The following is a 14657-nucleotide window of genomic DNA, read 5'->3' on the forward strand; positions in this document are numbered from 1 at the left end:
CGCGATAATCGAGACCGTCCAGAACAGGTAAGGAGAACCCATGGCATCAAAGAACCTTTTGCCCGTTACCGCGCTCTGCAGTGCGCTTGCCACCGGCATGCCCGTCGCCGCTCTAGCGACACCCGCCGTGGACATCCCCTTACCTGCCGTCAACTGTCTCGCCACAAACCAGATGAGCACCATCGCGCGCCAACGCTTCTCGCTTGCGCAGGCAAGCATTTCGGCCTCGGGGTGCCTCCGTCGCTGCACGAACAGCTCGATAGTCGTGGATACCGAGCGCTCGAGCACAGCGGACGGCCCCCTAACGGGATGCATTATCTGCACATGGCGCGCAGCTGCAACTGATGCCGATGGCGATTCCTGCGACGTGGAGCTGCGCCTCGACATCACCCTGTCCGATGACTCGGCGGACGGGGCAACAGTCGCCTTCGACAGCACGTTTTTCGAAAACGGAGGGGGTGTATGCCTGGGCTGCGTCCCCTCGAGCGCCGATGGCACGCAGCCCGCTATCTCATTCACCGCATCGCTGAAAATGACCAAGGCGGGCACCGACGCCACGGCAAATGGCGAGATCGCTCTGATGTTCTACGCGAGCGGCACAGAAAGCCAGGAGATTCGGGGCAAACAGCGGACCGGATCGCTCAGCCTGACGCGAGGGGCAGATCCCGGTCCTGTCGATATCAATGCCGAAACGCAAGATGTGCATCACGTCCTTGTCGATCCAGCGCTCCTCGAGATGGAATGGAGCGGAGTAGGAGCGGTCGGACTCGCCCCCTCGACGGGTGACATCGCAAGCGACTCCAGCGAGAGCAGCGGTGAAATAGCGCCTGGGGACAATGGCGCACCAGGCGGCATAACACCGCCATCGAGCGGTCCTTCAGCCACTTTCAGCGAGCCAAGCGAAACAGCCACCGCAGTGGGCGGCACGCAAGCTGGCGAAAACTTGGGGTGTCCCATGCCGGCAGACATCGACGAGGGCAATTGTTGTATGATGGTCGCGCTCGACCGCACGGAAACCGTCGACGCCGCGAGCATTGAGGTCACCGCTGCCGATAAGCCCGTCCGCAAAGCAGCCATTATCGCATTCCCTAAAACCGTCGAAGTTGTTTTTCTGCCATCGGGCGAGGTCGTAGCCCCCACCTTGCTCACCTTGCTTGGGGCAAAGGGCACGGCCAACCAAATCGACAACCTCACGGTCGCCGACCCTGCGACCACCGCAAAACTGCACCTGTATGCCGTAACCTCGGACGGAGGCAAAACCGAGGAATTCGACGGTGAGAACCTCCTGAATAACCGGATACTCCATAAAATGGAAGACGTCTCGTATCAAATTGAGCTCGTGGGATTTGACCGAGCTCGAGATGCCGATATCATCGCCGCGGCCATTGAGTCCCCGCAGCGACTCATGACGCTGTGCTTCGATTACAGCCCCTATGTCGTGATGGGAGACTGAGGCTTGGGCACCAAATGCCGTCATTAATACCACTTATATAACGTATAGGATGAGTCATGACGCACCCTGCAGCCCGTTCTGCTACGATTGCCAGGTTGGCATCAATATGGGAGGGTTCATGCCGGGTTTGGGAACGGTCATCAACGTCGCACTTTTGATTGCGGGCGGGCTGCTGGGCCTTATAGGCGGACGCTTTATCACGCCCCGCATCCAAGACACGCTCATGAAGGCGTCGGGGCTGTGCGTTTTGTTTATCGGACTGGGCGGCACCATGCAAAAGATGCTCGTCATTGACGGGAAAGCGCTGGAGACCACCGGCACCGCCATGCTCATCGTCTCGTTTGCCCTCGGCTCGCTCATCGGCGAGGCCGTTAACCTGGAAGCCGGCATCGAAAACCTGGGCGAATGGCTCAAGCGCAAAACCGGCAGCGAGGGAGACAACGAGTTCACCAATGCCTTTGTCTCGACATCGCTGACCGTCTGCATCGGTGCCATGGCTATCGTGGGATCAATCCAAGACGGCTTGCTCGGCGACTGGTCCACGCTTGCCCTCAAGGGCGCGTTGGACTGCATCATCGTCTGCACCATGACGGCTTCGCTCGGCCGCGGCTGCATCTTCTCCGCCCTGCCCGTTGCCGTATTCCAGGGAACGATTACGCTGTTTGCAGGCGCGCTCTCCCCCATTATGACCGCCGCCGCCCTCGACAGCCTATCGCTCGTGGGCTCTATGCTCATCTTCTGCGTCGGCGTAAATCTCATCCGCCCTCAGACCTTCCGCACGGCCAATATGCTCCCCTCCGTTGTCATAGCCGTCATCTACGCCCTCCTGTTCTAAATCCATCTACGTAGCGGTATCTCGAACACCTGTTTGATGCTGTGCTATGATATGAGGTCACCGAAGCTGCGTTAGGAGAGGAGAAACGGTGGCCGACCAGGACATCAAGATGCTCATCGAGCGCATTATGGCCGAGGCCCGGACCCATCAGTCTGCTCGCTTCTCAAACGAAGTCTATGCTGACGAGCCGATTCTCAAAACCGGTCGTCAGATGCAGAACTTCCTTCCCGACCAGTACCGCAAAATGCGTGAGATATCGCGTTGGCAAGAAGACCCCAAGGGTGGCGCGGGACGTTGGCTTTCGGAAGCCGAGCTTTTCTACCGCCAAGGCCTGCTGATGGCCGACTTTGAGGACGACTGTCCCTACAACGGCACATTCAAGTCGTACTTTCCCACCTATAACGCCATGAGCGATCGGCAGCTGCGCGGCTATTTTACCTGGCGCACCCAAGTGCGCCGCGGAACCGTCGAGGAAACGTCTACGTCCTTTGCCTTTCTGTATCTCTATGAGCTGATCTGCGGCATTGGCGTAGATGACCCACTCGATGGTTTTAACAAAATCAAGGCCTTTTGGGATGCCTATCGCGCCTTTGAACCCGGCATCGACCGGTTCGCACGCGTGTGGCTGCAGGACTACGCCGTGTTCCACGGACTCGACCCCAAGCTGCTTCGCGACTCTAAAACCGTCATGTTCGATAACGCCCTTATCGAGCTGCGGCGTGCGGCGCGAGACCTTGCGCCCGCGCCAACGCCGTCAGACCTGGCGCCTGCGCGTCGCAAGACCTCCGAGCCTACGCTCCCCCTTCCGCCCGACGAGGCGCGCGAGGAGCGACTCATGGCCGCCATCAACGCCCTCTCCACGTATAACCTCAATAACTCACGGCTCGATCGCAGTCACCATCGCGACCTACGCCACGTGGCATGCGCCGTGTATGTCCGTATGGCGCGCTACTATGACACGCACCGAAAGAGCGGTATCGTGGCGAGCTTGTTTGGGGAGGAGACGGCCATGCCCTATACCATGTTTGCCTCGGCTGTGTTCTTTGCGCCTAATCGCCACGAGGATTGCGAATACCGTCTGGACCCCATCCATATTTACCGTTGTCAAAACGGCTTTTGGGAATGCATGCGAATTCACGGCAGCAGGCAAAAAAGCAGCAAGCTTGGTGAGATGATGCGCGCCTGCGACCAACGGCTGCGCCTGGCCCTAGACCCCACCCACCCCCTAAAGGAGGAGAAGGTCCCCAAATATCTGGCCAAGATCATCGATGACGAGATCGTGACATGGCTTTCGTGGGACGCCGCGCACCAGCCCGTCAAGATCGATATCGATTTGAGTCAGCTGGGGCACATTCGGAGCGTCGCAGCGCAAACGCGTGAAGCGCTTTTGATTGATGAGGAGCGCGAGGACGATGTGCTCGCAGAGGTCGATACGGCGGGCTCCGAGCAGCCGAAAACCGAGCCCGCAGCAGACGCGTTTGTCGAACCGGCCACGACGGCCGCAGGGCAGGACGAGGCCGACGAGCCAACCATTTCCATCGAACAGTTTGGTGTCGTGGCGCCGCTTCTTGCGCCGACGCCCCCGCCCGCAGCGGCTGCGTCCACTGACGCCGCGACCGAACTCGCGCCCGCCGCAGATGCCTTCCTTCGCGCGCTCCTCGAGCAAAACGCAGTGCAAGCGACATCGGCAGTGGCGCGCTCGGGCCAGAGCGAGGATATGCTCGTCGACAGCATCAACGAGGCGCTCTTTGACCTGGTGGGTGACACCGTTATCGAGTTTGGAGCGGCAGGACCGCAGATTATCGAGGACTACGAAGCAGACGTGAGAGGATACCTAGACCATGAGTGATACCGCATCCGCAGCACCCCACGTGCCCAAGCGCGTCGCCGCCGTCATTCTCAACTCGCTCAAGGGCGGCGTGGTCCCGCGCATCGGCCTTCCCTATATCACCGTGGGGCGCGAGGTCGAGATCCGTGCTCTGCTCACCGACCTGAGCCTCATCGCCGATGGCGGCGCAAGCTTCCGTTTCCTAGTCGGTCGCTACGGCGCCGGCAAGAGCTTTTTGCTCCAGACCATCCGCACGCACGCCATGGGCGAGGGATTCGTCGTGGCCGATGCCGACCTATCCCCTGAGCGCCGCCTGCAGGGCGGCCAGGGACAGGGCCTTGCCACCTACCGTGAGCTCATCCGCAACATATCGACCAAGACGCGCCCCGAGGGCGGTGCGCTCAACCTTATCCTGGATCGCTGGGTCGCCTCGTGTGCCGATGCCGACGAGTCTGCCGTCAATGCCCAACTGGCCCCACTCGAGGAAATGGTCCACGGCTTCGACTTCGCCCGCATGCTCCGCCGCTACCGCGCGGCCGTATCCGAGGGCGACGAAGAAGCTATGAGCCGCGTGACCAAATGGATTCGCGGCGAGTACCGCACCAAGAGTGAGGCACGCGCCGAGCTGGGCTCCTCAACCATCATCAGCGATGACGACTGGTACGACTACGTTAAGCTCATTGCGCGCTTTTTGGTCTGCAGCGGCTACAAGGGCATGCTGGTGCTCATCGATGAGCTCGTGAATCTGTATAAGATTCCCAACGCCATCACACGCCAATACAACTACGAGAAGATCCTGACCATGTACAACGACACGCTCCAGGGCAAGGCGCAGTACCTGGGCATGATCATGGGCGGCACGCCAACCTCCATCGAAGACCGCCGCCGTGGCGTGTTCTCCTACGAGGCCCTGCGAAGTCGACTCGCTCAGGGCCGCTTTGCACGCGAGGACCTTAAGGACATGCTCGCGCCCATCATCCGCCTGCAGCCACTCACCTACGAGGAGTTGCTGGTGCTGATCGAAAAACTCATGCAGATCCATGCCGGATACTTTGGCTGGACGCCCACGCTTACCGAGAACGACTTGGTAGACTTTCTCAAGATTGAGTTTGGCCGCGTGGGAGCCGATACGCACCTGACGCCGCGTGAGGTCATCCGTGACTTTATCGAGCTGCTCGATATCCTGTGCCAGAACCCCGATGCAAACGTGGCTGAGTTGCTGCAAAGCGTCGGCGGCGACGCGCTGGCACCGGCAGCCGCAACAGGCGACACCGGCACCGCAGACGGCAACCGCAACTTCGCCGAATTCACCATCTAACCTGCCAAAAAGGGACAGGTCTATTTTGGCAGCTTTTATCTGCACAAACGTTGAGACAGCAATGCAGCAAACCATTGCCAACCGCATTGAGAGGTTCGTATTTGAGGGGAGGCCCCGTGAACGCCTTTGACCGATATGCTCCGTTTATCCAAGACTTCATCTACTCCCACGATTGGGAGAGTCTGCGCTCTATCCAGGTTGCGGCGGCAGATGCCATCTTTAACACACAAGACAATGTGCTCCTAACGGCATCCACAGCTTCCGGCAAAACCGAGGCAGCCTTCTTTCCCATCCTGACCGAGTTTTGGGAGAACCCGCCCGCGAGCGTGGGCGCCCTCTACATCGGCCCCCTCAAAGCGCTCATCAATGATCAGTTCGTCCGCCTCAACGACCTCTGCGAAGAGGCCGATATCCCTGTCTGGCACTGGCATGGCGATGTCTCGCAGTCGCACAAGGCTAAGCTCATTAAAAAACCGAGCGGTATCCTGCAGATTACACCCGAGTCACTCGAAGCGCTTTTAATCCATAAGCACATGGCGATCCCGCGCATGTTTTGCGACCTGCGCTACGTGGTCATCGATGAGGTCCACTCGCTCATGCGCGGCGACCGTGGCGGGCAAACGCTCTGCCTTATCGAGCGACTCTCGCGCATGGCCGGCGTGCAGCCTCGCCGCATTGGCCTTTCGGCTACCATCGGCGACCCCGAGCGCACGGGCGCTTTTCTCTCACAGGGAACGGGGCGCGACTGCATTATCCCCCGTTTTGAGGAACCGCGTCGCGTGTGGCGCATCTCCATGGAGCACTTCTACAACTCGGGCCCCCAGGCGCAGCAGCGGGGATTCATGGGTACAGGTCCTCAAGAGGCCGAAGTGCTTGCGTGCGAGCGCATCGATGCGGCGGCATCCGCGGCACTGCCCGCCGGCGCCCAAGACATGCGTCACAGCGGACAGCTCACACAAGAGGAGCGCCGTCAACGTCGTGAGCGGGCACAGGGCAAGGCCGCTCCCAAGGACCGCCAAGCTTCCTCGGCCCCCGAGGGCGAAGTCGACATCCCCCAAGCACCCGAACAGGCATTACTCAACCCCACCGATACAGCACCAGACAACGCCGACCCCGGTATGGGATATATCTTTGAGCACACGCGCGGCCGAAAGTGCTTGGTCTTTGCCAACTCGCGCGAGGAGGCAGAGGCCGTATGCTCCATGCTGCGTAGCTACTGCGAGAGCCGGCACGAGCCCGACCGCTTCCTTATCCATCACGGCAACCTCTCGGCATCGCTACGCGAGACGGCAGAAGAGCTCATGCGCGACGAGGAACAGGCACAGACAACCGTCACCACCTCCACGCTGGAGCTCGGCATCGATATCGGCCGTCTGGAACGTGCGTTTCAGATCGATGCGCCGTTTACCGTCAGCTCCTTTTTGCAGCGTATGGGCCGCACGGGACGCCGCGATCTTCCACCCGAGATGTGGTTCGTCATGCGCGAGGAAGAGCCCGAGCCGCGCACGATGATGCCTGAAACGATACCTTGGAAGCTCCTCCAGGGCATCGCGCTCGTACAACTCTATCGCGAGGAAAAGTGGGTCGAGCCGCCCGAGCTCGATCGACTCCCCTACAGCCTGCTCTATCACCAGACCATGTCGACCCTCGCCAGCACCGGCGAACTCACGCCGGCAGAGCTTGCCCAGCGCGTGCTCACGCTCAGCTATTTCCACCGCGTCTCGGCCGATGACTATCGCGTACTGCTGCGCCACCTCATCAAGATCGACCACATCCAGGTCACCGAGGGCGGTGGGCTCATTGTGGGCCTCGCGGGCGAGCGCATCATTAACAACTTTAAGTTTTACGCCGTGTTCCAGGAAAACGAGGAGTTCACCGTTCGCAGCGAGTCGGCCGAGTTGGGCACGATCGTCAATCCGCCACCGCCCGGTGAGCGCATCGCCATCGCCGGACACTGCTGGATTGTCGAGGAAGTGGACTGGAAGCGTCATACCGTCTTTGCCACGCAGGTCAAGGGCCGGGTGCCGGCCTACTTTGGCGACTGTCCCGGTGACATCAATACACACGTACTCGAGCGCATGCGCAAGGCGCTCAACGAACACGCCGCGTATCCGTACCTTATGGGTAACGCACGGGCCCGCCTTGCGCAGGCTCGTCATACGGCCGAGATTTCGGGCGCGGGAACTAAACCGCTCATTAACCTGGGCGGCGATACCTGGGTGCTCTTCCCCTGGCTGGGCAGCTACGCCTTTTTGGCCCTCGAGCGCATGCTCAAGATTAAATGTGCCGCGGAGTTGGGCCTTCGCGGACTCGACCCATCACGCCCGTACTTTATGCAGTTTAAGATGAAGGCCGACGAGGAGACGTTCTTTGAGGTGCTCGCCGCCGAGGCCGAGAAGGACTTCGATCCCATCGAGCTCGTCTATCCCGGCGAGGTGCCTTATTTTGACCGCTACGACGAGTTTGTTCCCGAAGAGCTCGTGCGCAAGGGCTTTGCCGAAGGCGTGCTCGACATAGAGGGCATGAAGCAGCGTGTCCGCAGCTGGAGCGACCACGCCTAAGACCCGTCTTTTTGGGACGGAGAGACTTACTTGTCGTGAAGGACGGTGCCGAGGAAGTCGGTGTCGAAGGGTACAGCTTCGGCAAAGACATAGTCGCCGTCGCTGGCGATGAGCAGGTAGTTCTCCTCGCCGCCGAACTCCGCATCGCCGCATGGGACCACCCAGGCGTGGGCGAATACCTCGAGTGCCGCGGCAACGCAATCGCGCAGGAACGTCACGTCGCTCCCCCTGTTCGCACTCACGATATTGGCAACATAGATGCCCCCGGGGTTCAGGCTGCCTCGCACCAAACGCAATGCCTCAACCGTCGCCAGCTCGCGTACGGGCTCGGCACCGCCAAAGCAATCGCTCACGACCACGTCGTAGCGACGATGACCCACGCTCGTCACGCCCAGATACGAGCGAGCCTCAGCGGTAATCACTCGCAGGCGATCGCCCACCGTGCGCTCCAGCTCGTCCAGGTAGAACCAACGGCGCGCCAGGCGCGTAATCTCGGCATCGTACTCAACGACGTCCATGCGCAAGCTCTCGTGCGACATCAGTGCAAACTTGGGATAGGCAAACCCGCCGCCGCCCAGCATGAGCATACGGTCGATACCATGCCCGTAAGCATCACGCATTGCGTCCTCAGCCTCAAACACGTCGTCAAACGCGCGATAGTACGCAAAGACGGGCTCCGCCCAACGCTCGCCAACGTAGCTTGCGCTTTGGTAAACGCCGCCTTGCACCAATACACGGACTTCGTCGCCGCCCTCATCGTGCACGCGTTTCACACGCGCCAACCCATTGCGGGTTCGCGCAACCTGCAGACAGGCAGCACGGACAGCGACAGCGGCCGCGCCAAGCGCCGCGGCCCCCAGAGCAACGCCGGCAACGACGCCGGCAGAAACACTCGGCTTGTTCATCTAGAGCTCCTTTTGCAGATAAAGGCCATGGTCATAAAATCCAAGATGACGATAGTACTCACGTGTGCCAATCGCGCTAATCACGTTGATACGCGCATAACCCGCATCCCGGGCAATCTCGCACGCACGCTCTACGAGCAAACGCCCCAACCCGTGATGCTGCGCCGCCTGGCCTTGATCGCCCACGCGCGCCGCCATGCCATACACGTGAACCTCGCGAATCATCGCCTCGTCCGACACCGTCGGCAACTCGTCCGCATGCGCGGCAACAAACGCGCGGTCGGGCAGCGACAGGCGCAAAAAGCCCGCGATTTTGCCCTGCGGTGTCACCCACTGCAAAAAGCGCTCGTGCGTCACCGGCGTCTCGTACGCCACTTCCTCGTCAAGGGTCAACTCGTCCAGGTCGGCACCCGCCGTGCTGATCTCGCGATAGCGAATCTCACGCACCGTCGCACCGTCACCCCGAGCAGCCAGGCGGTTCTCAACGAGCTGGCGCAGGTTGGGTTTCTTGTTGCCCACCATGATGTCATCGGAGCTAAAGTCGCGGATCATGCGGCTGATGCGGCAGAACGCCGGCGTCACCACGATGTCGTCGGCCAACACATCGAGCAGCTCGTCCTCGGTATAGGGGCGCCACTCGCCACGCTCGTAACAGCCCACCAGACGCGAGCCCTCGATGAGCGCGCACGGGTAGACCTTGACCTCGTCGGGCATAAAGGCGCCCTCGGTCATAAAGCGCTCGTAGTCGCGCTTGTCCCCATCAGGCGTGGCGCCCAGCAAGTTGAGCATAAAGTGCGCGTGGATCTTAAAGCCAAACAGGCGCGCGAGCGAAAACGCCCGCTCGATCTGCGCCACCGAAATGCGGCGCTCGTTGATATCGAGTAGATGCTGGTCAAGACTCTGAATACCCATCTGAATCTTGGTGCAGCCCAAGCGGCGGATAAGTGTGAGGGCCTGCGGCGTTACGGCATCGGGGCGTGTCTCGATAACGAGCCCCACCACGCGATGCTTCGCCGTCTCGTTGATGCGCTGCTGGTGCTCAAGTTCCTCCATCGTTGCCGCCTGCCACTCGGCAACCTCGCCCCACGGCGTGCCAGGGCCGTACAGACGACGCACCGCACGGTTGTAGCCGCCCACAGCAACATCCACGCGCTCCTGCTCTCCTGCAACACCGCTCACGAGCTCGGCCTCGTCTGTCGCAATGCCGGCAGCCCGGTAGCGCTCGCGACGCCCCGCCACCACCGGCGGCAGGGCATCGGCGGGCGCATCGTCGAGCAGGCGCCCCGCCTCGGCACGACTGATGCCCGGACGCGCCAACATGGGATTTGCCGCCACGCCCGCCACCGCATCATCATTGAGCGCACGGAAGAGCTCCAACATAAACCACGTCTGATACCCTTGCGGATAGTCGCTCCAGGTACCGCCAAGCACAATAAGCTCGATTTTATCGGTCGCATGACCCATCTGCGAAAGCGCGGTCAGGCGAGCGCTCACCTGCAGATACGGGTCGAAGCAGTTTTGCTCCGCACGGGCGCATGCCGGCTCGGCGTGCAGATAGCTTTTAGGCATGCGCAGGTCGTTGGGGCAAAACAGGCAATCGCCCGAGCACGGCCAGGGCTTGGTGATGACGGTAATGGTCGCCACGCCCGAGGCCGTTCGGCGCGGCTTCATACGCAGCACCTGCAGCAGTTGACGTTCCAGATCGGAATCGACATTCCACGCAGCCCACCGAGCCGGCTCCTCACGTTTAACCCGCTGGTAGAACGGCAGCAGACGGCGCTTGGCCAAATCGCGTTTGTCGGCACCCTCGCGGCGCGCCTCGGCATGTATCAGTTTGACGAGCACCTTGTCGTCTACGGTCTCGCCGCGACGCAGGGCCTCGAGTATGTTCAAGATAATCTGTTCCATGCCCCCATTGTAAAGGCAAAGGCGCCGGAGCCCGTCACGGCTCCGGCGCCTCCATCAAAGAGCATGCCTATATGTACCGATCTCCGAAAACCGCATCTCACTCTGGATCAAACGACATGTCGCCCGAACCGACCTCGAAACGATACGTAGCAGACTTATCGCCGCTGTCGAATTCAAGATTCAATATGGTCTCGCCATCGTAGCCAAGCGGAAGGAAATCGCTCTCGAAGTCGCCGCTGCCCACGGTGAGGCTCGCCTTAAAGCCCGTAGAGTTCGGAACCGTTATCTCCACATCGCCCGAGTCCACACTCACGTCCATCGACTTCGCGGGGGCCTGGTAGAGCTCGAACGTCACATCGCCCGAACCGACCTCAGCGCTGAGCGCATCAGTCACGCTGCCCGTAAACTCTACATCTCCCGCACCCAGGAAAAGGTCGAAACCATCACAGGTGACACCGGCAATCTGCAGATCACCCGAGCCCACGTGCGCGTTGACTCCCTTCAGATGTGCGGCAACACGGCGCGGCAGCTCAACCGTAACCGAGCGGTCAATTGCCTTACCGTCATCACTTCCAAACTGAGAAACCTTGAGCGTCGAGTCCTCGACGGATGCGATGTTCTGCGTCGCGGCCTTGGAGGCATCCATACCATTGGCAACGCGTCCCCGCTCGATAACGCGAGCCTTGTTGCCATCAACAACCTTGACGTCCACCGTAGCCGCATCGATATCGAAATCGAGGTAGCGAAACTCATCAGCATCAAAGGTCGTACACGAAAGTTGCTGAGGCCGAGCGGAATAGTTACCGCTATTCAAGGAATCGTCCTCGTCAAACGCATCGTCCATACCAGACAAGCCGGATACAACATCGTTGAGATCCCACGGTCCATCAAAATGAATCAAAGTCCGCGAAATGCCAAAGACAAGCCCGATGATGAGCACAAACGCTCCGATGCCAATGCCCAGGCGCAGCTTGGATTCATGCGAAAGCTTCATCATTCGTCACCCTCTTTGGCACATGGCTCAGCGGTGGCCGCGGTAGCCACGCCAGCATCAGGTTCCGCAGAAGTATCCTTCCCCTGGGCCTTGATCGCCACCGACGCCGGGCCAACCTGAATATCCCCGCGCGCCCAATCGCCATCGAGCGCACGCGCCACCCAGTGATAGATGGGAATCGTAAAGAAGATCAGCGCGGCAAAGGGACAGGCACCAAACAGGAACATCAGCAAAAAGAACAGCAGCCAGCACACGGCCCAATACGGGAACGACTGGAACGGGCCCTTCACCGGAGTCGAGCCAACCGCGGTGCCACTCGTCGCCTGCGCCGTAGCGGCATTGGCGGCCTGCGCACTCCAGCTTGCCGCCTGCGCCGCCTTGGCCGCGGCATCACTTGCCTGCGTAGCTGCCTCCGTGGCGCGTGCCGCCGCCTCATGGGTGCGGGCGCGCTCTGCCGCCTCGGCCTCGCGCTGACGGGCGCGGTCCTCGTTCTCAAACTCGATATCGTCCTCGATCTCGTCGCTCGGATTGAGCAGCTCGTCCAGGCTCACGCCATAGAGTTTGGCGAGCGAGATCAGGTTCTCGGTATCGGGCGAGCTCTCCGCGCGCTCCCATTTACTGACTGCCTGGCGCGACAGCCCCAGCTTTCGCGCCAGCCCTTCTTGGCTAAAACCCTTGCTGCGACGAAGGTCGGCGAGCCGCTGCGCAGTTTCTACATTCATGGTTCCTCCTATGTGATGCCAGCCGTGCCGCCGGACCGTTTTTGTTCTTAAGGCGCCTTGCACAGTTAAAAATCTATCCGCCACCGCCAAGAGCATGCCACCTATTCTAGTGAGATTTTTGACAACCGGCGGTTGCGGGCACATATGAGCTGCGGAAATGTGTCCAAACAAAGCAATGACCCGTAGCTTGGTTGTCCCCGTTGCGGCGTTAACGGTAGTATGGTCGTACTGTTTATTCCGCACCGCCAACGGAGGGAGTCCCGCGCCGTGAACCGCGATTTCGCCTCATCGCTCATCCAGCTCAACAACACGTTCTATCGCGAGCACTCCGCCTCCTTCTCCGATACGCGCCAGGCCCCGTGGCCCGGCTGGGTACGCACCATGGACATCGCGCTCGGGCAGCTCGACGTCGCCACGATCGAGCATCCCGTCCGCGTCTTCGATCTCGCCTGCGGCAATATGCGATTCGAGAACTTTGCAGCCGGCGGCGCACTTGCCGCCAAGGGTGTCGACGGCGCAAACCCCTCGGCAGATGCCAGCTGCCCGTTTGAGTTCTATGGCGTCGACTCGTGCCAAGACCTGGCCATCGATGCACATGGCCACGCGCTTCGCATTCCCAACCTGCACTTCCAGGAACTCGACGTGCTCGACGCCCTCATGAAGCTCAACCCCGCCGAAACACCCGACGTGCTTTTCGACGCCCCGCTCGCCGACATCTCGGTCTGCTTTGGCTTTATGCACCACGTGCCGTCGTGCGAGTACCGCGTACGCGTGCTCGACGCCCTGGTGCGGCAGACGCGCCCGGGCGGCATCATCGCCATCAGCTTTTGGGAGTTTATGAACGATGAGCGCATGGCGCGCAAGGCCGTTCGAGCCGAAGCCCGTGCCGAGCTCACCCCGCCGTTTGAGGGTTACGATTCCGCGCAGTTTGAAGCCGGCGACCACCTCATTGGCTGGCAAAACGACCGCCACGCCTACCGCTATTGCCATCACTTTGACGATCAGCAGATCACCGACCTGGTGCGCGGCGTCCGTACGTTCTACAAGAGCGGCGAGGTCCCCGTGCGCGAGCTTGAGCGCTTCCATGCCGATGGTCGCAGCGGCGAGCTCAACCGCTATGTAATCCTCAAGCGCCTGTAGGCACCGACGACTCGCCGCCGGGCCGCACCACATCTTTCGGGCAAACTATGCCCACCCTTTTTTCAACCCATTGACGGAACGCGCAGCTATGCGTTCCATACTTATGACCAAGGAGCCTCATGGGAGCCGTCCACGTTCGCACGCCTAAGAACTTTGTGCTCGAGGAGCGCCTGGAGCGCTACGTCGATGCGATTGAGACGAACCCTGAAATCTATGCCGGAGATTGGCGCGAGGCCTGTGCGCCAGTTGGCAGCAAGCCCTTTGAACACCTTCACCTGGATCTTGGCTGTGGCAAGGGAACGTACCTTGTAGAGCGCGCGGCCCACGAGCCAAACACCCTCTTTATCGGTATGGACCAGGAGCCCATCTGTATCGCCTATGCCGCGCAGAAAATCTGCGAGCAGGAACTGACCAACGCACTCGTCCTGCCCCGAAGCGTCGCATCGCTGCCGCAGCTGTTTGCCGCAGGCGAGCTCGATGCCATCACCATCAACTTTCCCACGCCGCAGCCCAAGGCCAAGTACGCCAAAAAACGACTCGTCCATGTCGACCATCTGATGCTCTACCGCCCGCTCTTTGCAGCCGGCACCACCGTCACGCTGCGCACCGACAGCAAGCCATTGCGCGACTACGCCCTGGGGCAGTTTGCCTCGGCCGGCTACGACACGCTTTGGGTAAGTGACGACGTTCGCCGCGACCATCCCGAGCATCCCGAGACCGAATATGAATGCCGCACGCGCGAAATGGGCGCCGCTGTCTATGGCATCTGCGCCACACCCGGCACGCAGCCAACCGACGAACAGCTCACAGTAGGACGCGCGCAGGAGCAAAGCCTTGCCTGCTACCTGCCCGATAACCTCGATGAGCTCACCTATGTACCTCTGGGCATGGAAGAAGCCGTCGAGAACTTTAGAAACCGCGCCCGCAAAGGCAAGAAGCGCCTGCCGCAAGAGCACTAACTTCAAGCGCCCATTTCCTGCATTTTCTCGCGCG

Annotated in this window: 11 protein-coding genes; 7 read left to right on the plus strand and 4 right to left on the minus strand. The window is 60.7% G+C overall.

Annotation, left to right across the window (positions count from 1 at the left end; genetic code table 11):
• Nucleotides 1-40 precede the first annotated feature (40 nt).
• The 5 genes from AQ996_RS02265 to AQ996_RS02285 all read left to right on the plus strand — a co-directional run bounded on the left by AQ996_RS02265 (nt 41) and on the right by AQ996_RS02285 (nt 7995).
• Nucleotides 41-1453 carry a hypothetical protein gene (locus AQ996_RS02265; RefSeq protein WP_055250669.1) on the plus strand — a complete coding sequence of 471 codons (1413 nt, stop codon included), beginning with the start codon at nt 41-43 and terminating at the stop codon, nt 1451-1453.
• A 118-nt stretch (nt 1454-1571) separates the two neighbouring features.
• Nucleotides 1572-2288 (plus strand): DUF554 domain-containing protein, encoded by a 717-nt coding sequence (locus tag AQ996_RS02270; protein WP_055250671.1) that lies wholly within the window; start codon nt 1572-1574, stop codon nt 2286-2288.
• Nucleotides 2289-2376: 88 nt separating this feature from the next.
• Nucleotides 2377-4137 (plus strand): TerB N-terminal domain-containing protein, encoded by a 1761-nt coding sequence (locus AQ996_RS02275; protein ID WP_253274590.1) that lies wholly within the window; start codon nt 2377-2379, stop codon nt 4135-4137.
• On the plus strand, nt 4130-5434 hold the full coding sequence (locus tag AQ996_RS02280) for an ATP-binding protein (protein WP_055250673.1): 1305 nt from the start codon (nt 4130-4132) through the stop codon (nt 5432-5434). The genes AQ996_RS02275 and AQ996_RS02280 overlap by 8 nt, the downstream gene beginning before the upstream one ends.
• A 116-nt stretch (nt 5435-5550) precedes the next feature.
• Nucleotides 5551-7995, plus strand: a complete 2445-nt coding sequence (locus tag AQ996_RS02285; RefSeq protein ID WP_055250676.1) for a DEAD/DEAH box helicase — start codon at nt 5551-5553, stop codon at nt 7993-7995.
• Between the two features lie 26 nt (nt 7996-8021).
• Here the strand turns inward: AQ996_RS02285 and AQ996_RS02290 are convergent, their stop codons facing one another.
• The 4 genes from AQ996_RS02290 to AQ996_RS02305 all read right to left on the minus strand — a co-directional run bounded on the left by AQ996_RS02290 (nt 8022) and on the right by AQ996_RS02305 (nt 12524).
• A complete protein-coding gene (locus AQ996_RS02290; protein ID WP_055250677.1) occupies nt 8022-8900 on the minus strand; it encodes a spermidine synthase in 879 nt (292 codons plus the stop codon).
• Complete coding sequence (locus tag AQ996_RS02295) at nt 8901-10808, minus strand: elongator complex protein 3 (protein ID WP_055250679.1); 1908 nt, start codon at nt 10806-10808, stop codon at nt 8901-8903.
• Nucleotides 10809-10905: 97 nt separating this feature from the next.
• Entirely contained in the window at nt 10906-11802 is an 897-nt protein-coding gene (locus tag AQ996_RS02300; protein WP_172674590.1) for a DUF4097 family beta strand repeat-containing protein, read from the minus strand.
• Nucleotides 11802-12524, minus strand: a complete 723-nt coding sequence (locus tag AQ996_RS02305; protein WP_055250684.1) for a helix-turn-helix domain-containing protein — start codon at nt 12522-12524, stop codon at nt 11802-11804. The genes AQ996_RS02300 and AQ996_RS02305 overlap by 1 nt, the downstream gene beginning before the upstream one ends.
• A gap of 267 nt (nt 12525-12791) precedes the next feature.
• On the opposite strand from AQ996_RS02305, the gene AQ996_RS02310 reads away from it, so the two are divergent.
• Complete coding sequence (locus AQ996_RS02310; protein WP_055250686.1) at nt 12792-13664, plus strand: class I SAM-dependent methyltransferase; 873 nt, start codon at nt 12792-12794, stop codon at nt 13662-13664.
• A 119-nt stretch (nt 13665-13783) separates the two neighbouring features.
• Nucleotides 13784-14623 carry a tRNA (guanine(46)-N(7))-methyltransferase TrmB gene (trmB, locus tag AQ996_RS02315; RefSeq protein ID WP_055250688.1) on the plus strand — a complete coding sequence of 280 codons (840 nt, stop codon included), beginning with the start codon at nt 13784-13786 and terminating at the stop codon, nt 14621-14623.
• The last annotated feature ends 34 nt before the right edge of the window (nt 14624-14657 follow it).

The organism is Collinsella aerofaciens (assembly GCF_001404695.1).
Lineage (GTDB): Bacteria > Actinomycetota > Coriobacteriia > Coriobacteriales > Coriobacteriaceae > Collinsella > Collinsella aerofaciens_E.

Coding starts and splice junctions, on each gene's coding strand:
- AQ996_RS02290 (WP_055250677.1), bottom strand. CDS start 8,900: ATGAACAAGCCGAGTGTTTCTGCCGGCGTCGTTGCCGGCGTTGCTCTG.
- AQ996_RS02270 (WP_055250671.1), top strand. CDS start 1,572: ATGCCGGGTTTGGGAACGGTCATCAACGTCGCACTTTTGATTGCGGGC.
- AQ996_RS02300 (WP_172674590.1), bottom strand. CDS start 11,802: ATGAAGCTTTCGCATGAATCCAAGCTGCGCCTGGGCATTGGCATCGGA.
- trmB (WP_055250688.1), top strand. CDS start 13,784: ATGGGAGCCGTCCACGTTCGCACGCCTAAGAACTTTGTGCTCGAGGAG.
- AQ996_RS02280 (WP_055250673.1), top strand. CDS start 4,130: ATGAGTGATACCGCATCCGCAGCACCCCACGTGCCCAAGCGCGTCGCC.
- AQ996_RS02305 (WP_055250684.1), bottom strand. CDS start 12,524: ATGAATGTAGAAACTGCGCAGCGGCTCGCCGACCTTCGTCGCAGCAAG.
- AQ996_RS02295 (WP_055250679.1), bottom strand. CDS start 10,808: ATGGAACAGATTATCTTGAACATACTCGAGGCCCTGCGTCGCGGCGAG.
- AQ996_RS02265 (WP_055250669.1), top strand. CDS start 41: ATGGCATCAAAGAACCTTTTGCCCGTTACCGCGCTCTGCAGTGCGCTT.